Source organism: Micromonospora okii (assembly GCF_020884795.1).
GTDB lineage: Bacteria > Actinomycetota > Actinomycetes > Mycobacteriales > Micromonosporaceae > Micromonospora > Micromonospora okii.
Genome location: NZ_BBZF01000018.1, coordinates 19,838 through 40,925 on the forward strand (window position 1 = coordinate 19,838; position 21,088 = coordinate 40,925).

Below are 21,088 nucleotides of genomic sequence, written 5' to 3' on the forward strand. Positions count from 1 at the left end.
CCTCTCTGGGTCACGCGCGGGGTGGCGGTGCTGCATGCCGGATCGGCCTGACGCGGATCCGCGTCAGGCCGATCCGGCGCGTCAGCTACCAGCAATCACCGTCGTTGTCGCAGTCGTCCATTCCTCCGTTAATGTAGGCCATACCCACGCCTGTGACGCCTGCGGCGCCTACCGCCGCGGCGCCGAAGGCAAAGGCGGTCATGGTCGCCGGTGCGAATGCTGCCGCAAAGACCAGCCCGAAGATCAAGCCGAGGCCGGTGAGGATGTTCTTCTCGCCCTCGGCCATCTGTCCGGTCGGGTCAAGGTAGTTGACTGGGTTGTCGCCCGCGTAGGCGTAACGGTTGCCGTGTTGCGGGTTGCCGATGAAGCTGAGGTTGTCCTGCTGGGTGAAGCGGCCCTGTTGGGGGTTGTACCAGCGCTGACCGAGCTTGGTGAAGCCGGTGGTCGGGTCGTAGGTGCCGCCGGTGTAGCGGATGAGGTTGGTGGTGCCGAGGCTGGTCTCGGTGGCGGTGGTGCCGTTGCCGTAGGGGTCGTACTTGTAGGTGGCGGCCTGGGTGCCGTCGGCCTTGACGATAGCGACGGGGGTGCCGAGCCCGTCGAGCACGTACGCGTGGTCGACGTTGTTGATGCGCAGGCCGAGCGGGGTGCCGATGCCGTCGCGTTCGACGTAGACGGTGGTGACGCCGGCGGTCCAGGACTGCAACCAGGGCATGCCGTGCTGGTCCTCGTAGCCGTACTGCATGGTGGTGGTGTTGGCGCGGGTGAGTTCGACCTGGTCGGTGCCGGCGTAGGCGTACGTTCCGAGGCCGTTGGAGCTGCCGGTGTCGGCGGCGGTCATCTGCTTGATCGCGTTGTAGGTGAGGGGGTTGACGGCCGGGTTGCTGGTGCGGGTCTGGTTGCCGCGGCCGTCGTAGGTGTTGTTGGTGGTGGTGACCTGGTTGGCGCTGTTGTAGGTCAGGGTCTGGGTGGTGGTGCCGTCGACCTTGACGGTCTTGCGGTTGCCGTTGCTGTCGTAGGTGTACTCGTAGGTCTTGCCGTTGTGGTTGGTGGCCTTGGTCAGCCGGTTCGCGTCGTCGTAGGTGAACTGGCTGACGGTGCCGCTGATCTCGTCCTTCTGCCATTGGCGAAGGCCGGTGTCGTCGGCCTCGTCCATGGAGCAGGGCTGGCCGGAGGTGTACTCCGCGTGGCAGTAGGTCACGTCGAAGACGGTCACCGGGGCGGCGGAGTTGCGGGTGGCGGTGATGCGGGTGGGGCGGTCGGAGTCGTCGTAGACGGTCTTGACGCGCAGCGCGTAGGCGCTGTTGCCCTCGTTGGTGGCGAACCAGGTGTTGAGGCGGTTGCCGTTCTTGTCGTACGCGTAGTTGTAGCGGGTGCCGCCGGCGGTGTCGGTGCGCACCAGCCAGTTGCGGGTGTTGTAGTAGTGCCGGGTGGTGCCGCGACCGTCGGTGATCTCGGTGAGGTTGCCGGCGAGGTCGTGCTCGTAGAGCAGGGGCGTCGCGCCGGGGTTGGTGCGCCTGTGCAGCCGGTTGAGCTGGTCGTAGGCCCAGGTGGTGGTGCCGGTGGGGTCGGTGCGGCTGATCGGGTTGCCGGCGCGGCCGTACTCGAAGGTGACCTCGGTGGTGGTGCCGCAGCCGGTGTAGGTGATCTTCTGGACGCGGTCGTCCTTGCTGTACTGGTAGGTGGTGGTGCAGCCGTCGTCGGCGGTGGCGAGGCGGCCGAGGCTGTCGTAGGTGAAGTTCTTGACGGCCAGGCCGTTGCCGGTCGGCGGGGTGACCTTGGTGAGCTGCTTGTCGCCGTCGTGGGTGTAGGTGGTGGGGTTGTCGTCGTTGGCCGGGTCGGTGGACGACTTGAGAGTGCCGTTGTCGTTGTAGTCGACCTTCGCCTCGGCGGCGAGGGCGTCGGCGGTGGAGGTCCGGTTGCCGGCGCCGTTGTAGGTGTAGGTGGAGCTGTTGCCCTGGGTGTCGATCGACGACGAGGGCTGGAAGTTCGCCGTCGGGTTCGTCGAGGTCGCGGCGTTGGCGTACGCCGCCTGCGCGCTCGCCCCGGTCGGTGAGGCGGACTTGGTCAGCGACTCGCCGGCGTTGGCGCCGAAGGTGTTGGTGACCGTGCCACCCTCGGGGCTGACGTCGGTGGCCACGTCGCTGAACGGGGTGTAGGTCTTGGAGCGCTCGTTGCCCGCCGGGTCGGTGGTCTTGGTGACCAACTCGTCGCCGTTGAGGTCGTAGGTGGTGTGCGGCACCGACGCGACCGGCTGGGACAGGTCCTGCCGGGGGTCGGCGACCTTGGTCTGCGACGAGGTGGGGTACGCGAACCGGGTGGTCGCGCCCTGGCCGGTGGCGTTGTTGGTGACCTGGGTGAACGAGGTGACCCGGTGCTGACCGTCGTAGGTGACGGTGCTCCAGGTGTCGTCCTTGGTCCAGATCTTCACCAGGTCACCGGCGGTGTCGTACTCGAACGCCCAGCGCCGGGACGACGCCGGGGTCTGGATGGCCTTGAGCCGGTTGTTCGCGTCGTACTCGTAGGTCACCTCGCGCAGCACGTCGTAGCCGTCGCTCTGGTGGTACCTCGTCAGCCGCCCGTTGGTGAACGTCACGATTGCCCGGCGGGCGTAGGTGCCGCCCCGGTCGGAGGTGACCTGGGTCAACTGCCCGCCGCTGTACGTGTAGTCGGTGACGTTGCCGTTGCGGTCCTCGGTCTTGTCCAGCAGGCCGTCCGAGGTGAAGAACAGCTCCTTGCCGCTGTCGTGCTCGGTCAGCTTCCAGCCGCTGCCGTTGTCGGCGAGGGTCGCCTTGAACTCCTTCGGAGCGGTGTAGCCGGAGCCGGAGGCGGTGAACTTGCCGACCACCCCGTCGGCCGCCGCGTAGGTCACCGAGTCGTCGTCGGCGGGATACACCTTCACGTCCTGCCCGGAGCGGGTCCGCCAGCCCGGCCCGTGCGCCCCGTTGGCCAGGTCGCTGCCCAGCAGCAGGCTGTTGAACGCCGCCCCGAGCGTCACGTTCTCCGCGATCCCCGGCAGCGTCAGGTCCGTGCTGCGCAGCATCAGGTTGCCCGACCCGACGTTGACCTTCGCCTCCAGCCGGTCCGTCAGCGAGAACGACACCTGCGTGCCGTTGCGCACCGGCCCGGTCCCCTTCGGCACAGACGGCGCAGCCCCCGCAGCCGACACCGGCAGCGCCGCACGCTGCGGCGTGTCGAACAACCACACCTTCGACGACGACTGCGGCGACACCAACGGCGCGGACGTCGTCTCCTTCGCCGCAGCAGGCGCGGCGGACCCGGCCGGCGGAACCGCCAGCACAGAGGCGGCCAGCAGCGCGGACGCCACCCCCACAGCCGCATGACGTTGACCCATAGACACTCCTCACCAACACGTTTCCGGCGGACGTGTTTCCGCCGGAAGATTGACAGAAGGGAACTGACCCTTCGATGGTCGGGTCGGCATATGTTCGAGCGATGTCGGAATATCTGGATGCGGCGAGCGGGATTTCGGGCGGATGAAAATGGGAAAGCGGCGGCCGAACTGTTGGCTCTCAGGCCGAGTGCGCCTTGCGTGAGCGCGGTCAGATCCCGTCGAAAATGGCGCGCCGTCCCGGTGGGCGCCGAGATGGTTCAGCCGGGGATGAGAAGCCGCGAAAGTGGTTTCTCCGGAGGCTCACCGGCGATGCCATCGGCATGGCCGACGTCTCGAATTCCCGTCCATCCTGTCCCCGTATCCCATCGTCAATGAACGATTAATCGATACGTTATCCACCGAACGGTCAACCGTCAATGACCACTACGCTCGGAAGGAGCAAAAGCCGCAAAGGTGGTTAAGTTCTTAACCTTTGTTACTTCATGTGATCGCGTGAACCCTCGGGGCGAGGCTGTCGATGTCTCGGTGTCCCGGCCGTCGCGGCAGGTCATGCTGAACGGTCCCGCCAGGCGAGGCCGCAGAGCGACTGCCGTTGGCCGTGTGACGAGTTCGCGACCCGTGCGGCCAGGTCTGCGGCAGCGGGGCGGGCTCAAGATCATGCTCAAGTCCCGAAAGCGGGCCGCCGGGGCCCGCGACGGGGTCATGTCCTCCCTGGCCGAGCGCCAGCTCGCACGGCGAGCCGCGAGGCATGGCCGTTCTCCTTGCGCTGCCGGGCTGCGGTCGGAGCGGTCGGGGCGGCGGCGTGGGGCGGATCGCCGTACGTGAGAGAGAGGTGAACGCCCCACGCCGCCGCGTGCCGGGCGTTGCCGAGCGCCCGGCGGGGCCCGTCGCGATCGGGCCTGGTCACGGGCTCAAGCATGGGGTCGGGGCGCGGCGGCGGCAAGGCATTTCGGGTACGCCCCCCGCCCCCGTCCCCGCCCCGCGCCCCGGCAGCCCTTGGTCGACTCCATGTCGGCGACATGGCGCCTTCATTCGCGTCTGACCGCCCCATGCCGGCGGCATGGAGTGGATCAACCGGATGTGATGACCGGAACGCCCCTTTGGTGGCTTCCTGTCGGGGCAGGAGTGCTGGCGGCGATGGCCGGGGCCGCGCCCCGCCCAGCGGGTGTTAGGAGGGGACCCTTCCTCTACGAAATGCGTTAACAAGGTGCCCCTCCTTATCATCGGTCGATGAGTAGAGCGCCGCTGTCCCTCGAACAGCTCCGGGCTGCCGTCGTCGCCGGCAAGCTCGACACCGTGGTGCTGGCCATGGTCGACATGCAGGGGCGGTTGCAGGGCAAGCGGCTGCACGCGCCGTTCTTCCTCGACCAGGTGGTGGAGAACGGCAGCGAGGGGTGCGACTACCTGCTCGCGGTCGACGTCGACATGAACACCGTCGACGGGTACGCGATGTCGAGCTGGCAGCGCGGCTACGGCGACCTGGCCATGCTGCCCGACCTGGACACCCTGCGGCGGGTGCCGTGGCAGCCGGGGACGGCGCTGCTCCTGGCGGACCTGGCGTGGCCGAACGGGGCCGGGCCGGTGGTCGCCTCGCCCCGGCAGATCCTGCGCCGCCAGCTCGACCGGCTCGCCGCGCACGGGCTGACCGCGTACGCGGGCACCGAGCTGGAGTTCGTGCTCTACCGCGACTCGTACGAGGACGCCTGGCGGCGTGGCTACCGCGACCTGACCCCGGCGAACCAGTACAACGTGGACTACTCGCTGCTCGGCACCGCCCGGGTCGAGCCGCTGCTGCGCCGCATCCGCACCGAGATGGCCGGCGCGGGGCTGACCCCGGAGAGCGCCAAGGGCGAGTGCAACCTCGGCCAGCACGAGATCGCCTTCCGCTACGACGAGGCGCTGGCCTGCGCCGACCACCACGTGATCTACAAGCACGGGGCGAAGGAGATCGCCGCCCAGGAGGGCATGTCGATCACGTTCATGGCCAAGCCGAACGCCCGGGAGGGCAACTCCTGCCACATCCACTTCTCGCTGCGCGACGCCGACGGCCGCTCCGCGATGCTCGGTGACGGCCCGGCGCACCTCAGCGTCACCGGGCAGCGGGTGCTCGCCGGGCTGCTCGACACGATGCGGGAGTTCAGCCTCCTGTTCGCCCCGAACATCAACTCCTACAAGCGCTACCAGCCCGGCTCGTTCGCCCCGACCGCCCTGCGCTGGGGCACCGACAACCGCACCTGCGCGCTGCGGCTGGCCGGGCACGGCGAGGGGATGCGGGTGGAGAACCGGGTGCCCGGCGCGGACGTGAACCCGTACCTGGCCATCGCCGCGCTGGTGGCCGGCGCGGTGCACGGCATCGAGCGGGAGCTGGAGCTGGGGCCCGAGTGCACCGGCAGCGCGTACGACGATCCGGCCGCCGAGCGGGTGCCCGCCACCCTGCGCGACGCCCTGGGCCTGTGGGAGTCCTCCACGATCGCCCGCGCGGTCTTCGGCGACGAGGTGCACGCCCACTACGCGAACATGGCGCGCGTCGAGCTGACGGCGTTCGACGCGGCGGTCACGGACTGGGAGCTGACGCGTGGCTTCGAACGGCTCTGACCCCGGCGTGACCCGGGTGGTGAACCCCACCAGCGCCGTGGTCGTCGCCGAGGTGCCGGTCACCTCCGTCGGGGAGGTCGACGCGGCGGTCGATCGGGCGGCGCGGGCCTTCGAGACGTGGCGGGCGGTGGCCCCCGGCGACCGGGCGCGGCTGCTGCGGCGCTTCGCCGCCGTCGTGGACGCCCACGTCGAGGAGCTGGCCGAGCTGGAGGTGCGCAACTGCGGGCACACCATCGGCAACGCCCGCTGGGAGGCCGGCAACGTGCGCGACGTGCTCGACTACTACGCGGGCGCGCCGGAGCGGCTGACCGGCCGGCAGATCCCCGTGCCGGGCGGGCTGGACGTCACCTTCCACGAGCCGCTGGGCGTGGTCGGGGTGATCGTGCCGTGGAACTTCCCCATGCCGATCGCCGCGTGGGGCCTCGCCCCCGCGCTCGCCGCCGGGAACACGGTGCTGCTCAAGCCGGCCGAGCTGACCCCGCTGACCGCGCTGCGCCTGGCCGAGCTGGGCCGGGAGGCCGGTTTGCCCGACGACGTGTTCACCGTGCTACCCGGGGCCGGGCCGGTGGTGGGGGAGCGGTTCGTCACCCACCCCGCCGTGCGGAAGGTCTGCTTCACCGGCTCCGGCGAGGTCGGCGCACGGATCATGGCCGGCTGCGCCGCGCAGGTGAAGCGGGTCACCCTGGAGCTGGGCGGCAAGAGCGCCAACCTGGTCTTCGCCGACGCGGACCTGGAGAAGGCGGCGGCCACCGCGCCGTACGCGGTCTTCGACAACGCCGGCCAGGACTGCTGCGCCCGGTCCCGCGTCCTGGTCCAGCGGTCGGTCCACGACCGGTTCCTGGAGCTGCTGGAACCGGCCGTCAAGGGCTTCCGGGTCGAGGACCCGGCGCTGGAGACCGCCGAGATGGGGCCGCTGATCTCCGCCGGCCAGCGGGAGCGGGTCGCCGGGTACGTCGACGGGGCGCGGGTCGCGTTCACCGGCTCCTGCCCGGAGGGCCCCGGCTACTGGTACGCCCCGACCGTGCTGCTCGCCGGGTCCACCGCCGAGCGGCACTGGCGGGAGGAGGTCTTCGGCCCGGTGGTGTCGGTGCTGCCGTTCGACGACGAGGCCGACGCGATCCGCCTCGCCAACGACACCGAGTACGGCCTGTCCGGCTCGATCTGGACCCGGGACGTGGGGCGCGCGCTGCGGGTGTCCCGCGCGGTGGAGGCCGGCAACCTCAGCGTCAACTCGCACTCGTCGGTGCGGTACTGGACCCCGTTCGGTGGGATGAAGCGCTCCGGGCTCGGCCGCGAGCTGGGCCCCGACGCGCTGCACGCCTTCACCGACGTCAAGAACGTCTTCATCGCCACGGAGGAGTAGCGGGTGCAGGGTCGCTTGGAGGGGCGCGTCACGGTGGTCACCGGGGCGGGCAGCGGGATCGGGCTGGCCACCGCCCGGCGGTTCGCCGCCGAGGGGGCGCGGGTGGTCTGCGTCGACGTCGACGCCGAGGCCGGTGGGAGGGCCGCCGAGGAGGTCGGCGGCGAGTTCGTCGCGTGCGACGTCTCCGCCGACGCGGCCGTGCGGGAGCTGTTCGACGGGGTGGCGCGGCGGCACGGCCGGGTGGACGTGGCGTTCAACAACGCCGGCATCTCCCCGCCCGAGGACGACTCGATCCTGACCACCGGCCTGGACGCCTGGGAGCGGGTGCTGCGGGTCAACACCACGAGCGTCTACCTCTGCTGCAAGCACGTCCTGCCGCACATGCGCCGGCAGGGCAAGGGGTCGATCATCAACACCGCGTCGTTCGTGGCGCTGATGGGGGCGGCCACCTCGCAGATCGCGTACACGGCGAGCAAGGGCGGGGTGCTGGCGATGACCCGGGAGCTGGGCGTGCAGTTCGCCCGCGAGGGCATCCGGGTGAACGCGCTCTGCCCCGGGCCGATCGCCACCCCGCTGCTGAACGAGCTGTTCGCCGCCGACCCGGAGCGGGCCGCCCGCCGCCTCGTCCACGTGCCGATGGGCCGGTTCGGCCGGCCGGAGGAGATCGCCGCCGCCGTGGCGTTCCTGGCCAGCGACGACTCGTCGTTCATGACCGCCGCGCAGTTCGTGGTCGACGGCGGGATCACCGGCGCGTACGTCACCCCGCTGTGACCCGGCCCGCACCGCACCGGCGGCGACGTGGGTGATCAGCGCCCGCCGGACCGTATGCGTTACGTTGCTGGTCCGGCTGGGTACATGGCGGGGCACGGCGGCAGCGATCATGCGGCTCGCCGGGGAGACGCCGGCGTGGGAGGACGCATGAGCTCGACCCACGGAGGCGAAGGCGGGCGGGAGCCGTCCGCCCGATCCGTCGACGCGGCGTTTCCGCCGCTGCTCGCCGCCGCGTTCGCCGCCGGCGGCGAGATGGGGCAGCGGCTGAGTGGCTTCGACTGGGCGTCCAGCCCGCTCGGTCACCCGGACGGCTGGTCGCCCGCGCTCAGCCACGCCGTCGCCACGATGCTCTCGTCCCGGTCGCAGATAGCCATGTTCTGGGGCCCGGACGACCGCGCCTTCTACAACGACGCCTACCTGCCGACGATCGGGGCCAAGCACCCCCACGCCATCGGCGCGCCCGCCGCCGAGCACTGGGTGGAGACCTGGGACGTGGTCGGGCCGCTGCTGGAGGCCGTCCGCAGGACCGGCGAGCCGTACCGGGGCGAGAACCACCCGTTCGTGCTCGACCGGCACGGCTTCCTGGAGGACGTCTACTTCGACGTCTCCTACGACCCGATCCGGCAGGCCGACGGCGGCATCAACGGGGTGTTCTGCATCGTCAACGAGACCACCGGTCGGGTGCTCGCCGAGCGCCGGCTGCGCGCCCTGGCGGAGCTGGGCGGCGAGTTGGCCGAGGCGGACGACGTCGCCGGGCTGGGCCGGGCCACCGCCCGGGTGCTCGACCGGCACCGGGGGGACGTCCCGTTCAGCCTGGTCTACCTCAACGACGACGCCGGCAGGCTCACCCTCGCCGGGCACGGTGGCGGGCCCGGGACCGAGCCGTTCGGCAACGGGGGCGGGGCCGAGCCCCTCGCGGGCGCTGGCGCGCCCGGTAACGCGCCGGTCGAGCGGGGTGCCCTGCCGCCGCTCGGCGAGGCCGCCTGGGCGGTGGTGCGCCGGGTCGCCGAGGGCGGCCCCGCCGCCACGGTCGACGTGGCCGACCTCCTGCCCGATCCCCCCGACGGGGTCGCCGGGCAGGCGCTGGTGCTGCCGGTCACCGCGACCCGCGAGCCGGCGGGGGCGCTCGTGGTGGGGGTCTCCGCCCGGCTGCTGCTCACCGACGAGTACCGCACCTTCTTCGACCTGGTCGCCGCCCAGCTCAGCCGCGCCGTGGGCCGGCGGCGCGCGTACGAGCAGGAACGCGCCCGGGCCGCCGAACTGGCCGCGCTGGACCGGGCCAAGACGAACTTCTTCGCCAACGTCAGCCACGAGTTCCGCACGCCGCTGACCCTGATCCTCGGCCCGGTCGAGGAACTGCTCGCCGATCCGGCGCTGACGCCGGCGCAGATCGACCAGCTGACCATGGCGCACCGCAACGCGCTGCGCCTGCTCAAGCTGGTCAACACGGTGCTCGACTTCTCGCGGCTGGAGTCCGGGCGGCTGGCCGCCCACTACCAGCCCACCGACCTCGCCGACTACACCTCGCGGCTGGCCAGCACCTTCCGCTCGGCCACCCAGCAGGCCGGGCTGCGCCTGGTCGTGGACTGCCCACCGCTGCCCGCGCCGGTCTTCGTGGACCGCGACATGTGGGAGAAGATCGTCCTGAACCTGATCGCGAACGCGCTGAAGTTCACGTTCGACGGCGAGGTCCGGGTCCGGATCCGCGCGGTGGACGGCGCGGCCCGGCTGGAGATCGCCGACACCGGCGTGGGGATCGCGCCGGAGGAGATGCCGCACGTCTTCGAACGGTTCCACCGGGTGCCGGGGGTACGCTCCCGGACCCACGAGGGCACCGGAATCGGGCTGGCGCTGGTCCGCGAGCTGGTGGAGATGCACGGCGGCCGGGCCGAGGTCGGCAGCCGCGTCGACGAGGGCACCACCTTCACCGTGACCGTTCCGTTCGGCTCCGCCCACCTGCCCGCCGACCGGGTCGCGTCCGGCGAGTCCGCCGCGCCGGCGGAGCCGGGGCAGGCGCGGCTGTTCGCCGCCGAGACGGCGCTGTGGACCGGCGCGCCGGCCGGCCCGGTGTCGGCCGCCCCCGCCAGGGTCGCCGCCGGGCGCATACTGCTCGCCGACGACAACGCCGACCTACGCGAGCACGTCGCTCGGCTGCTCTCCCCGACCTGGGAGGTGGTCGCGGCGCCGGACGGCGCCGAGGCGCTGCGCCTGGCCCTGGAGTCCCCGTTCGACCTGGTGCTCACCGACGTGATGATGCCCCGGCTGGACGGCTTCGGCCTGGTCAGGGCGCTGCGCGCGGACGCGCGCACCCGGCACGTGCCGATCGTGCTGCTCTCCGCCCGCGCCGGCTCGGCCGAGGCGGTCGCCGGCCTCACCGCCGGCGCGGACGACTACCTCACCAAGCCGTTCTCCAGCGAGGAGCTGATCGCCCGGGTCCGGGCGAACGTGGAGCTGAGCCAGCTCCGGGGGCAGATAATCCGCCGGCTGCGCGCGCTGGCCGACGCCGCCGTGGCGGTCAACACCGCCCGCACCACCGCCGAGGTGCTCCAGGTGGCCGCCCAGCACGCGCTCGGCCTCGCCGAGGCGGCCCGCGTGGTGGTCACCGCGACGGGGGCCCGCGCCGAGGCCGACGGCGGCGGGACGACCACCGTCGAACCGTCCGTCGTCCTCCCGCTGAACGGCAGCGCGGGCGAGCAGCTCGGCGAGCTGCGCCTGTGGGGCCGCGCCGAGGGCGCCGTCGACCCGGGTCACGCCGCGCTGACCCAGCTCGCCCGGCTGATCGGGGTGCGGCTGGAGAACGCCCAGCTCTACGAGACCGAGCACCGCATCGCCACCACCCTCCAGCACAGCTTCCTGCCCCGCAAGCTGCCCAAGCTCCCCGGCGCGGTGGTCGCCAGCCGGTACCTGCCGGGCAGCGCCGACGTCGAGGTCGGCGGCGACTGGTACGACGTCATCCGGCTCGACGAGGACGAACTGGTCCTGGTCATCGGCGACGTGGTCGGCAAGGGGGTCCGGGCCGCCGCCGCGATGGGCCAGCTCCGCAACGCGCTGCGGGCGTACGTGCTGGAGGGCTACGGGCCGGGCGCCTCGCTGACCCGGCTCAACCGGCTCGTCGGCTCCACCGAACAGGCTTCCTTCGCCACGGTCGTCTGTCTCTGGTTCTCCCCCCGCACCGGTAGGCTGCGCTACGCCAGCGCCGGCCATCCGTCCCCACTGCTGATCCGAGGAGACGACGTGGCCTTCCTGCACGACCGGGCGCTCGGGCCGCCGGTCGGCGCCATCCCGGCCGCCGCCTACCGGACGGTGGAGGACCAGTTGGCCCCCGGCACCCGGTTGCTGCTCTACACGGACGGCCTGATCGAGGACCGCGATCTCGACATCGACGCGGCCCTCGACCGGCTGCGCGCGGACGCCGCCGGGCGCGGCGAGCACGTCGCCGACCTGATCGACGCCGTGGTGGAGCGGGTGGCCTCCCGGCCGCGCCGCGACGACGTGGCGGTCCTCGCGCTGGAGGCGACCGAGCCGAACCGGTTCGCGCTGCGGCTGCCGGCCGACCCGACCCGGCTCAGCGTGCTGCGCAAGCGGCTGGAGGACTTCCTCACCGCCCACCGGGTCGGCGAGACGGACCTGTTCGACCTCACCGTGGCGATCTCTGAGGCCGCCGCGAACGCCATCGAGCACCCGGTCGACCCGGCCGAGCCGACCATCGGCGTCGAGGTGACCATCGCCGACCGCACGGTGGTGGCCACCGTCCGGGACAGCGGGCGGTGGCGGGAGTCCACCGGCGCGGGCTTCCGGGGGCGGGGGCTCTCCCTGATCCGGGCCCTCGGCGACCTGACGGTCAACCACACCGAGCAGGGCACGGAGCTGACGCTGCGCCGCCGGTTGCAGGACTGAGCCGCGCGGCGGCCCACGGGCCGCCGCGCGCCCGGCGTGCGGCGGGCTTTCCGTGTTCGGGCGGCCTCGGCGCTCGGGCGGAAGAGACCGCTCAGGCGGGGGAGACCCAGCCCTGGCCGGCCAGGCCGGAGATCTCCAGCACCCGGCGGACCTGCCGGGACGGCAGCACGGTCAGTGAGCCCGGATACCGCTGGGAGAGCCGGACCACGGCGTGGATCGCCGCCGAGTCGAAGAAGGTGACCGCCCGCAGGTCGAGGGTGACCTGCCCGCCCGGCTCGCGCAGGACCGTCTGGAGCATGGTGTCGGCGGTGGCCATGTCCACTTCGCCGGAGACCACCACGCGGACGTGGTCGCCGTCCGTCTCCGTCCGGGCGGAGAAGACGGGAGGTGCGCCCTCTTGATCCACCCAGACACGATGGCACAGCCGCGGTGACGCGGCAACAACCGGTCGGCCAGGCGTGCGATGCGGGGGCGTCGCCGCCGGCCCCCTCGGGCGCGCAGGCGCCCCGCGTGGGGCCGGGGATAGGCTTGCGGGATGACCGTCCGCGCCCCGCTGACCCCCGGCACCGTCACCCCGATCCGGCCGGTGCCGGGTCACATCGTCCGACCCGAGTACGTCGGCAAGAAGGGCCCGCAGGAGTGGCGGGGCTCGCACGTGCAGACCCCGGAGACCATCGAGCGGATGCGGGTGGCCTGCCGGCTCGCCGCCCAGGCCACGCAGCTCGCGGGCGAGCACTGCAAGCCCGGGGTGACCACCGACGAGATCGACCGGGTGGTGCACGAGTTCCTCTGCGACCACGGGGCGTACCCGTCGACGCTGGGCTACAAGGGCTTCCCGAAGTCCTGCTGCACCAGCCTCAACGAGGTGATCTGCCACGGCATCCCGGACTCCACGGTGCTCCAGGACGGCGACATCGTCAACGTCGACGTCACCGCGTACATCGGTGGGGTGCACGGCGACACCGACGCGACGTTCTGCGTCGGCGAGGTCAGCGAGGAGGCCCGGCTGCTGGTCGAGCGGACCCACACGGCGATGATGCGGGGGATCAAGGCGGTCGCCCCCGGTCGGCAGATCAACGTGATCGGCCGGGTCATCGAGTCGTACGCGAAGCGGTTCGGCTACGGCGTGGTCCGCGACTTCACCGGCCACGGCATCGGGGAGTCCTTCCACAGCGGGCTCTACGTGCCGCACTACGACAGCCCCCGGCCCACCGATGTGATGGAGCCCGGGATGACGTTCACCATCGAGCCGATGATCACCCTCGGCACCCACCAGTACGACATGTGGGACGACGGCTGGACGGTCGTCACCAAGGACCGCAGGTGGACGGCCCAGTTCGAGCACACGATCCTCGTCACCGAGGACGGCCACGAGATCCTCACCCTGCCGTGACCGACACCCCGGCAGCGCTGCGCGAGAACCACCACGCGGACGTCACCGGCGGTTGGCTGCGGCCGGCCGTCTTCGGCGCGATGGACGGCCTGGTCACCAACATCGCCCTGATCGCGGGCGTCGGCGGCGGCGGGGTGTCGCCGCGCAGCGTCGTGCTCACCGGCGTCGCCGGCCTGGTCGCCGGGGCGATCTCGATGGGGCTCGGCGAGTACACCAGCGTCCGGTCGGCCAACGAGCAGGTGGCCGCCGAGGTGGCCAAGGAGCGCCGGGAGCTGGAGCGGCACCCGGAGGCGGAGGCCCGCGAGCTGGCCGACGCGTGGGTCGCCCGGGGCCTGCCGCGCGACCTCGCCACGCAGGTCGCCGACGCGGTCCGGCGCAACCCGGACGAGGCGCTGCGGGTGCACGTCCGCGAGGAGCTGGGCGTCGACCCGGACGACCAGCCGAGCCCGTGGACGGCGGCGATCTCGTCGTTCCTGTTCTTCTCCGTCGGCGCGCTGATCCCCCTGCTGACGTACCTGTTCGGCGCGACGAGCCTGTGGCTGGCCCTGGCCGTCGGCGGGCTCGGGCTCTTCGCGGCCGGGGCGATCGTGGCGCGGTTCACCCAGCGGCCCTGGTGGTCCGGGGGCCTGCGCCAGCTCGTCCTCGGTGCGGCGGCAGCCGCCGCCACGTACCTGATCGGCGCCCTCGTCGGCGTGCAGGGCGGCCTGTAGGAACGCCCGGCCCGAGCGCCGTCAGTCCAGGCGGCGCTCGACCGCCAGCCGGGACCGGGTGAACAGGCCCACGCCGAGCATCGCGACCAGCGGCACCACCACCAGCACGCCCAGCGTCGACCAGGGCGCCACCATCGGGTACGGCTCCACGATCGGCCAGGTCGTGGCGTACCGGCGGTTCGTCGCCGCCAGGACCACCAGCGCGGTGCCCAGCCCGACCACGATGCCCAGCGCCGAGCCGAGCACGGCGATCACCCCGGCCCGGCACAGCGAGAGCAGCCGGCGCATCCGGGGGCTGGCGCCGACGGCGCCGAGGGTGGACAGGTCCGCCCGCCCCTCGGCGGCGGCGAGGCCGGTGGCGACGGCCGCCGCGCCGACGGTGATCAGGCCGGAGCCGAGGGCCAGCAGCACCAGGACGGGGGAGCGGCCGCCCCGGCCGGGCCCCCGCTCGACCTCCACGACGAACGGGCCGAGCCGCCGCAGCTCGGCGTCGAGCCGCTCCTGCTGGGCGACGGTCGGGGTCGCGGCGGTGGACAGCACGTAACCGGTCTGCTCCCCGGCGATCCCGACGCGGGCGGCGGCGGCGCGGGACAGCACCAGCCGCTCCCCGACGCCGCCGCGCAGCACGTGGCCGGGGACGGTGGCGGTCCTCGTCACCTCCTCGTCCGACATCATCGGGTTCCGGGTCGCCACGAGGGTGACCTGCCCGTCGAGGACGTACCGGGGATCGGTCACCACCACGCCGCCGCCGCGCAGCACCCGCCGGGCGGCGGCCACCTCCTCGGGCGCGGCGCCGGTGAGCGCGGCCACCGCGTCGCCGTCGTCGACCACGGCCCGCAGGGCGGTGCCGGAGGACTGCCACTCGCGGCCCAGCCCGGCGCAGCGCGGGTCGGCGCGGGCGCGCAGCCGGGTGGCCTCGTCGTGGGACGGCATCACCTTGTACGGGCAGGCCCGTCCGGGCGGCAGCTCGGCCCGGACCTCGCACCACTCCTCGGACCCGGCGGGCGGGGCGCAGACCGGGACGTCCACCCGCGCGGCGGTGCTCCCGGGCAGCGTGGCGGCTGCCGCTTCCGCGACCCGGGCCACCGGCGGCAGCTGCGCCGTGGAGCCGGCGACGACCATGACGTTGCCGTGCGGCAGGGCTGGCTGGTAGGCGGCGCGCTCCCGGGCGTCGTCGCTGGCCAGGTATCCGCCGAGGGCCACGCTGCCGGCCACCGCAGCCATCACCGCGGAGATCGCCGGGGCGGTGGAGGAGCGGTTGCGGCTGGCGTCGCGCAGCGCGATCCGGGGGGCCAGCGGCAGCCACCGGCCGGCCCGGGCGAGCGCGCCGACCAGCGCCGGCGCGACCAGGACCAGCCCGATCTCGCCGAGGACCAGGCCGGCGAGGACCGCCGTCTGCTCGCCCCCCGCCGCGCCGAGGACGGCCACCACCGCCCCGCAGGCGGCCACCGCCACCCCGGCGACCGGCCAACGCCGCCGGAGCGGGGGCGGGGTGCGCCGCCCCGCCAGCCCGGCCACCACGTCCTGTCGAGCGGCGGCCCAGGCCGGCGCCAGGGCCGCGAGCACCCCGGCCAGCATCGCCACCGCGGCGATCGCCGCCAGCGCGGCCGGGAACACGCGGTACGCCCCGAAGCGCGCCCCGAGGACGTACTCCTCCAGCAGGGGGCGGGCGGCGAACGCGGCGGCGACGCCCAGCGCCAGCCCGGCGACGGCCCCCGCGCCGCCCAGCACCACCCCGTCGGCCAGCACGACGCGGCGCAGGTGCGCGTCGTCGCCGCCGGCCGCCGCGACCAGGGCGAGGTCCCGGCGTCGGCGGCGCACCCCCACCGCGAACGCCGGCCCGACCAGGAGCACCACCTCGAGCAGCCCGAGGCCGCCGACCAGCACGGCGTTGCCGGCGTCCGCAGCGCTGACCGGGGCGTCCAGGGCGTCCTCCTCGACGCCGGGGCGGGGCGCCGGGGTGCGGGCGACCACCACGATCCCGTGCGCGTTGAGCCGCTCCGTCAGCCCCGGGTCGACCCCGTCCGGCAGGTCGACGAGCCAGCTCGCGTCCCGCGTCTCGGCGGGCGGGCGGCCCACCGGGGAGAGGGCCACCGCGGGGCGCAGGCTGTCGGCGAACTCCACCACCCCGACCACCCTCGGGTCGGCCGACCCGTCGGCCATGGGCACCCGGTCGCCGAGCCGCAGGTGCAGCAGGCGCAGCGCCGCGCGGTTCAGCGCGACCTCGGCGGGCCCGGACGGCGGCCGGCCGGCGAGCAGCCGCCCCTGCCCCCGCAGCACCGGGTCGGCGAGGTCGAGCACCCGCCCGTCGATCGTCTCGCGCCGGTTGCCGGCGCGGGCCTCGAACTCCACCCACCAGCGCACCTGGCCGAGCCGGGCCCCGGCCGGCAGCAGCGCGGTCAGTTCCCCGGCGGTGACCGGGCGGTTTCGCGGCACGACGCCGTCCCGGGAATGGACGCTGTCGCCCCAGGCGTCCTGCGCCAGCGGGCCCTCGGCCTGCCAGCGCAGCTCCGCGTCGGCGGTGCCCAGCCGCCGCTCCATCTGCTCGGCCCGGGTCAGGTCCGCCATGTCGTAGCTGACCGCGACGAACGTCAACCCGAGCACCGGCAGGGCGATCATGGCGAGCACCAGCGCGGTGCGTCCCCGGGCGCGCCGCGCCTCCCGCCGGGCGATGCGCAGCGCGGCCCGCCAGGAGCGCAGCGCGGCGACCAGCCGGCCGGGGCTCACCGCCCGCTGCCGGCCAGGAGCTGCTCGACGCCGCCCAGCGGCGCCGTCGAGTCCACCATGACGCCGTCGCGCAGGAACACCACCCGGTCCGCCCAGGCGGCGTGCCGCGACTCGTGGGTGACCAGGACCGCGGCGGCGCCCGCGTCGACCCGGCGGCGCAGCAGGCGCAGCACCGCCTCGCCGGTCTGCGAGTCCAGCGCGCCGGTCGGCTCGTCGGCGAGGACCAGCCGGCGCTGCCCGACCAGCGCCCGCGCGATGGCCACCCGCTGCTGCTGCCCGCCGGACATCTGGTCCGGGAAGCGCTCGCCCAGCTCGGCGAGGCCCACCTCCACCAGCGCCGCCTGCGCGGCCCGCCGGGCGTGGCGCACGCCGAGGCCGTCTAGTTCGAGCGGGAGCGCGACGTTCTCGGCGGCGGTGAGGCTGCCCAGCAGGTTGAGGTTCTGGAAGACGTAGCCGATCCGGCGGCGGCGCAGCCGGGCCAGCGCGCGGCGGTCCAGCGCGCCGAGCGGCTGCCCCTCGACGCGGACCTCGCCGGCGGTCGGGGCGTCCAGCCCGCCGGCCAGGGCGAGCAGGGTGGACTTGCCGGAGCCGGAGGGCCCCATCACCGCGACCAGCTCGCCGGGGCCGACAGTGAGGGTGACCCCGCGCAGGGCGTGCACGGCCGCCTCGCCCTGGCCGTGGGTGCGGTGGACGTCGCGCAGGTCGAGCACGGCGTCCCCGGGGTGGGTCTGCTCGGCCGCGCCGCCCGCTCCGGTCACCGTCGCGCCTCCTCGCCGTCCCACCGCGCCTCCGTCGGCTGCGCCGCCGCCCGGCCGCCCGGCTCCGGGGCGGGCCGGTACCGGACCAGGCTCGTCTCGCAGTGGTCCAGCCAGCGGATCTCCGCCTCCGCCTGGAACACCATCGCGTCGAGCACCAGCCGCCAGGGCAGGTCCTCGGGCCGGTCGCTGGCGTACTTCAACCGGGTCAACTCCTGCAACGTCCGCATGGTGGCGGTCCGCTGGTTCTGCACCACGGCACGCACGTCCACCCCGGGGGTGGTCAGGGCCAGGGCCAGCTTGATGGCCAGCTCGTCGCGGGGGCGGTCGGTGCGGCTGATCGGGGTGGCGAACCACAGTGCCAGGTCCGCCCGCCCGGCATCGGTGATCGTGTACGGCCGCTGCCCGGCCTCGCTCTCCGGCAGCGACCGGACCAGGCCGTCCCGCTCCAGCCGGGCCAGGGTGGTGTAGACCTGTCCGATGTTCAGCGGCCACGTCGAGCCGGTCGACTCCTCGAACGCCGCTCGGAGCTGGTAGCCGTACATCTGGCCGCGTTCGAGCAGCGCGAGCAGGCCGTGGCGGATGGACATGGCTCCGGAGTATGCATACCTGGTATACGTTCCGCAACCGGAGCGGAGCTGCGGGCGGGCGGCCGACCCGCTCAGCCCGGGCGGCCGGGGAAGGCGACGGTGATCGGGTTCACCCCGGCGGTGCGCCGCCAGCGGGTCGCCCGTACCGCGCAGTCCGTCAGCGCCGCGAGGGCCCGGTCGCGGTCCGCGCCGGTGGTGCGCGCCAGCGCCACCCGCCAGAAGGCCGCCGTGCGCTCCTCCACCTCGACCGCCAGCCGCAGGGCGCTCGCGGCGTCGGTGACCGGGAAGGGCAGCGCGTACCCGGCCTTGTCGGCGGGGACCGGGTCGCCGGCCGCGCTGAGCTGGAGCACCAGCGCGTCGCGCCGGGCCCGGTGGGCGGCCTCGGCGTCGCGGGCGGCGCTGCGGGCGGCGTCGGCGAGCCGCACCCCGATCCGCCCGTACGCGAAGACCGCGGCGTACTCGGCGGCCAGCGCGTCGGCCAGCGCCCCGGCCGGCCCGGGGGAGGGTGCCCGTCGGTGCCTCACTTCAGTGCCTCCACGTGCGTCGCGCGGGCGGCGGCGATCGAGCCGACCAGGGCCGCCCGCTCGGCCGGCGCCTCGGCGCAGAGCTTCGCGGCCGAGCGGCGTGCGCCCTGCTCGGCCTCGCGCAGCCCGGCCAGCGTCGAGGCCCGGCCCGCCCCGGTGGCGTCGGGCGACGGCGCGGCCGTGGGCGTCGCGCGCCCGAGCAGCCGGGCCAGCTCGGCGGCGTGCGCCTCGTGGGCCTCGGCGATCGGGGTGAGCAGCCCGGCCAGGCCCGGGTCGGCGGCCAGCGCGGCGCGGTGCCGGGCGGCCAGCTCGCGGGCCTCGGCCGCCAGCGGCTCCAGCGGGTCGGGGGCCGGGTCCGGGTCGTCGCCGCGGTCGAAAGGATCACAGCCGGTCAGCGGCGCGGCGACGCCGCCGAGCGCCAGCAGGACGCCCGCGCGCAGCAGGTTTCGCCGGGAATATCCGAATTCCCGGCCGTGCGGTGTCGTTCTGCCCCTCGCCACCGGACAAGTCAACACCATCGGAGCGGATACGTGGGCGACCGGCGTCGGTGCGCCGCTCGGCCCGTCGCCCCGCCGTCGCGTTACGCTCTGCGCAGCCACCGGCGCGTCCGCTCCGGTGGCGTGCCGGCATGGCGTCCGACCGGGCGCCGTCGATCAGGGAGGGTGCGCCAGATGACGCAGCGTGGCCGTGCCACCAGGTCGGCGGGGCCGACGGGGAGACCCCGCCGCGCCGACGGCCCCCGGGGCGCCGAGCGCGTCGGCGCACCCCGGGGCGACCTCGCGGCCCGGCGGGCCCGGTTGCGCGCCGTGATCGAGCCGGTGGTCGCCGCCGCCGGGTACGACCTGGAGGACGTCGCCGTCTCCCGGGCCGGCCGCCGGCACGTGGTGCGGGTGATCGTCGACGCCGACGGCGGGATCGGCCTGGACGCCGTCGCCGAGGTCTCCCGTGCCGTCTCCGCCGCGCTGGACGCGGCCGAGGAGTCCAGCGGCGACATCCTGGCCGGCGAGTACCAGTTGGAGGTCAGCTCCCCCGGGGTGGACCGCCCGCTCACCCTGCCCCGCCACTGGCGGCGCAACGTGGGCCGGCTGGTGAAGGTGACCGCCCGGGGCGACGGGCAGGCCGGGCAGCCCGCCGGCGACCGGCAGGTCACCGGCCGGGTGGTCGAGGCCGACGACGAGCGTGTGGTCCTGGAGGCCGAGTCCGGCCGCGCCGAGTTCCGCCACGCCGAGCTCGGGCCCGGCCGGGTGCAGGTCGAGTTCCACCGCCTCGACGAGATCGCCGACGACGAGTTCGGCGACACCGAAGACACTGACGACATCGACGACGAAGATGATGTGGAGGACGAGGAGAGGTGAACATCGACCTCGCGGCGCTGCGCGCACTGGAGCGCGAGCGGGAGATCCCGTTCGACACGATCCTCGCGGCGATCGAGACCGCGCTGTTGACCGCCTACCGGCACACCGACGGGGCCGAAACGCACGCCCGCGTCGAGATCGACCGCAAGTCCGGCGCGGCCCTGGTCTACGCCCAGGAGCTGGACGCCGACGGCACGGTGGTGCGGGAGTGGGACGACACCCCGCACGACTTCGGCCGGATCGCGGCCATGACCGCCAAGCAGGTGATCCTCCAGCGGCTGCGGGAGGCCACCGACGAGGTGCACTTCGGCGAGTACGTCGGGCGCGACGGCGACCTGGTCACCGGCGTGGTGCAGGCGCACGAGGCGCGGGACGTCAAGGGGATCCTCAGCGTCGACCTCGGCAAGCTGGAGGGCGTGCTGCCGCAGTCCGAGCAGGTCCCCGGCGAGCAGTTCAAGCACGGCGAGCGCATCCGCTGCGTCGTGGTGCACGTCGCCAAGGGGATGCGCGGCCCGCAGATCACCCTGTCGCGCTCCCACCCGGCGCTGGTGAAGAAGCTCTTCGCCCTGGAGGTGCCGGAGATCGCCGACGGCACGGTCGAGATCGGCGCGATCGCCCGTGAGGCGGGTCACCGCACCAAGATCGCGGTACGCTCGACCACGCCGGGCGTGAACGCCAAGGGCGCCTGCATCGGCCCGATGGGCCAGCGGGTCCGCGCGGTGATGAGCGAGCTGCACGGCGAGAAGATCGACATCATCGACTGGTCGGACGACCCGGCCACCTTCGTCGGCAACGCGCTCTCCCCGGCCAAGGCGCTGCGGGTCGAGGTGGTCGACCTGGCCACCCGGACCGCCCGGGTGACGGTGCCGGACTTCCAGCTCTCCCTCGCGATCGGCCGGGAGGGGCAGAACGCCCGGCTCGCCGCCCGACTGACCGGCTGGCGGATCGACATCCGCTCGGACGCCGAGCAGGCCGGGGCGACCGGGCGGGGTGCCGCTGATCGCGTCCGGGAACCGGGCGGAGCGATCTCGGGCAGCTAGGGGTAGACTTCTTCCA

16 protein-coding genes are annotated in these 21,088 nt (G+C 73.9%); 9 read left to right on the top strand and 7 right to left on the bottom strand.

Annotated elements, in window-relative coordinates; all coding sequences use genetic code 11:
- Positions 1–85: 85 nt before the first annotated feature.
- Entirely contained in the window at positions 86–3,118 is a 3,033-nt protein-coding gene (locus LPU43_RS15420; RefSeq protein ID WP_305074300.1) for an RHS repeat-associated core domain-containing protein, read from the bottom strand.
- Between the two features lie 70 nt (positions 3,119–3,188).
- Between LPU43_RS15420 and LPU43_RS15430 the strand changes: the two genes are divergently transcribed.
- The 5 genes from LPU43_RS15430 (at position 3,189) to LPU43_RS15450 (ending at position 11,978) form a co-directional block, all read left to right on the top strand.
- Positions 3,189–3,341 carry a hypothetical protein gene (locus tag LPU43_RS15430; protein WP_229401131.1) on the top strand — a complete coding sequence of 51 codons (153 nt, stop codon included), beginning with the start codon at positions 3,189–3,191 and terminating at the stop codon, positions 3,339–3,341.
- Between the two features lie 1,241 nt (positions 3,342–4,582).
- Positions 4,583–5,947: a glutamine synthetase family protein gene (locus tag LPU43_RS15435; RefSeq protein ID WP_229401132.1), complete on the top strand. Its 1,365-nt coding sequence runs from the start codon at positions 4,583–4,585 to the stop codon at positions 5,945–5,947.
- Between the two features lie 7 nt (positions 5,948–5,954).
- Positions 5,955–7,310, top strand: a complete 1,356-nt coding sequence (locus tag LPU43_RS15440; protein ID WP_229401388.1) for an aldehyde dehydrogenase family protein — start codon at positions 5,955–5,957, stop codon at positions 7,308–7,310.
- A gap of 3 nt (positions 7,311–7,313) precedes the next feature.
- Positions 7,314–8,081, top strand: a complete 768-nt coding sequence (locus LPU43_RS15445) for a 3-oxoacyl-ACP reductase (protein WP_229401133.1) — start codon at positions 7,314–7,316, stop codon at positions 8,079–8,081.
- Between the two features lie 147 nt (positions 8,082–8,228).
- On the top strand, positions 8,229–11,978 hold the full coding sequence (locus tag LPU43_RS15450; RefSeq protein WP_229401134.1) for a SpoIIE family protein phosphatase: 3,750 nt from the start codon (positions 8,229–8,231) through the stop codon (positions 11,976–11,978).
- Between the two features lie 91 nt (positions 11,979–12,069).
- Here LPU43_RS15450 and LPU43_RS15455 read toward each other — a convergent pair whose 3' ends face one another.
- On the bottom strand, positions 12,070–12,384 hold the full coding sequence (locus tag LPU43_RS15455; RefSeq protein ID WP_229401135.1) for an STAS domain-containing protein: 315 nt from the start codon (positions 12,382–12,384) through the stop codon (positions 12,070–12,072).
- 129 nt (positions 12,385–12,513) lie between these two features.
- On the opposite strand from LPU43_RS15455, the gene map reads away from it, so the two are divergent.
- Positions 12,514–13,371: a type I methionyl aminopeptidase gene (gene map, locus LPU43_RS15460; RefSeq protein ID WP_229401136.1), complete on the top strand. Its 858-nt coding sequence runs from the start codon at positions 12,514–12,516 to the stop codon at positions 13,369–13,371.
- Entirely contained in the window at positions 13,368–14,081 is a 714-nt protein-coding gene (locus LPU43_RS15465; RefSeq protein WP_229401137.1) for a VIT1/CCC1 transporter family protein, read from the top strand. The genes map and LPU43_RS15465 overlap by 4 nt, the downstream gene beginning before the upstream one ends.
- 21 nt (positions 14,082–14,102) lie before the next feature.
- On the opposite strand, the gene LPU43_RS15470 is transcribed toward LPU43_RS15465, so the two are convergent.
- The 5 genes from LPU43_RS15470 to LPU43_RS15490 form a co-directional block, all read right to left on the bottom strand.
- Positions 14,103–16,808 (bottom strand): FtsX-like permease family protein, encoded by a 2,706-nt coding sequence (locus tag LPU43_RS15470; RefSeq protein WP_229401138.1) that lies wholly within the window; start codon positions 16,806–16,808, stop codon positions 14,103–14,105.
- Positions 16,805–17,566 carry an ABC transporter ATP-binding protein gene (locus LPU43_RS15475; RefSeq protein WP_229401139.1) on the bottom strand — a complete coding sequence of 254 codons (762 nt, stop codon included), beginning with the start codon at positions 17,564–17,566 and terminating at the stop codon, positions 16,805–16,807. The genes LPU43_RS15470 and LPU43_RS15475 overlap by 4 nt, the downstream gene beginning before the upstream one ends.
- Positions 17,563–18,153 carry a PadR family transcriptional regulator gene (locus LPU43_RS15480; protein ID WP_229401140.1) on the bottom strand — a complete coding sequence of 197 codons (591 nt, stop codon included), beginning with the start codon at positions 18,151–18,153 and terminating at the stop codon, positions 17,563–17,565. Before LPU43_RS15480 ends, LPU43_RS15475 begins: the two co-directional genes overlap by 4 nt.
- A gap of 71 nt (positions 18,154–18,224) precedes the next feature.
- Positions 18,225–18,677, bottom strand: coding sequence for a ferritin-like domain-containing protein (locus LPU43_RS15485; protein ID WP_229401141.1), 453 nt, complete (start codon positions 18,675–18,677; stop codon positions 18,225–18,227).
- Entirely contained in the window at positions 18,674–19,120 is a 447-nt protein-coding gene (locus tag LPU43_RS15490; protein ID WP_229401389.1) for a hypothetical protein, read from the bottom strand. The genes LPU43_RS15485 and LPU43_RS15490 overlap by 4 nt, the downstream gene beginning before the upstream one ends.
- A gap of 228 nt (positions 19,121–19,348) precedes the next feature.
- Between LPU43_RS15490 and rimP the strand changes: the two genes are divergently transcribed.
- Together rimP and nusA are read left to right on the top strand one after the other, a co-directional pair.
- Entirely contained in the window at positions 19,349–20,032 is a 684-nt protein-coding gene (gene rimP / locus LPU43_RS15495; protein ID WP_229401142.1) for a ribosome maturation factor RimP, read from the top strand.
- Positions 20,029–21,072 carry a transcription termination factor NusA gene (gene nusA / locus LPU43_RS15500; protein WP_229401143.1) on the top strand — a complete coding sequence of 348 codons (1,044 nt, stop codon included), beginning with the start codon at positions 20,029–20,031 and terminating at the stop codon, positions 21,070–21,072. The genes rimP and nusA overlap by 4 nt, the downstream gene beginning before the upstream one ends.
- Positions 21,073–21,088: the final 16 nt, after the last annotated feature.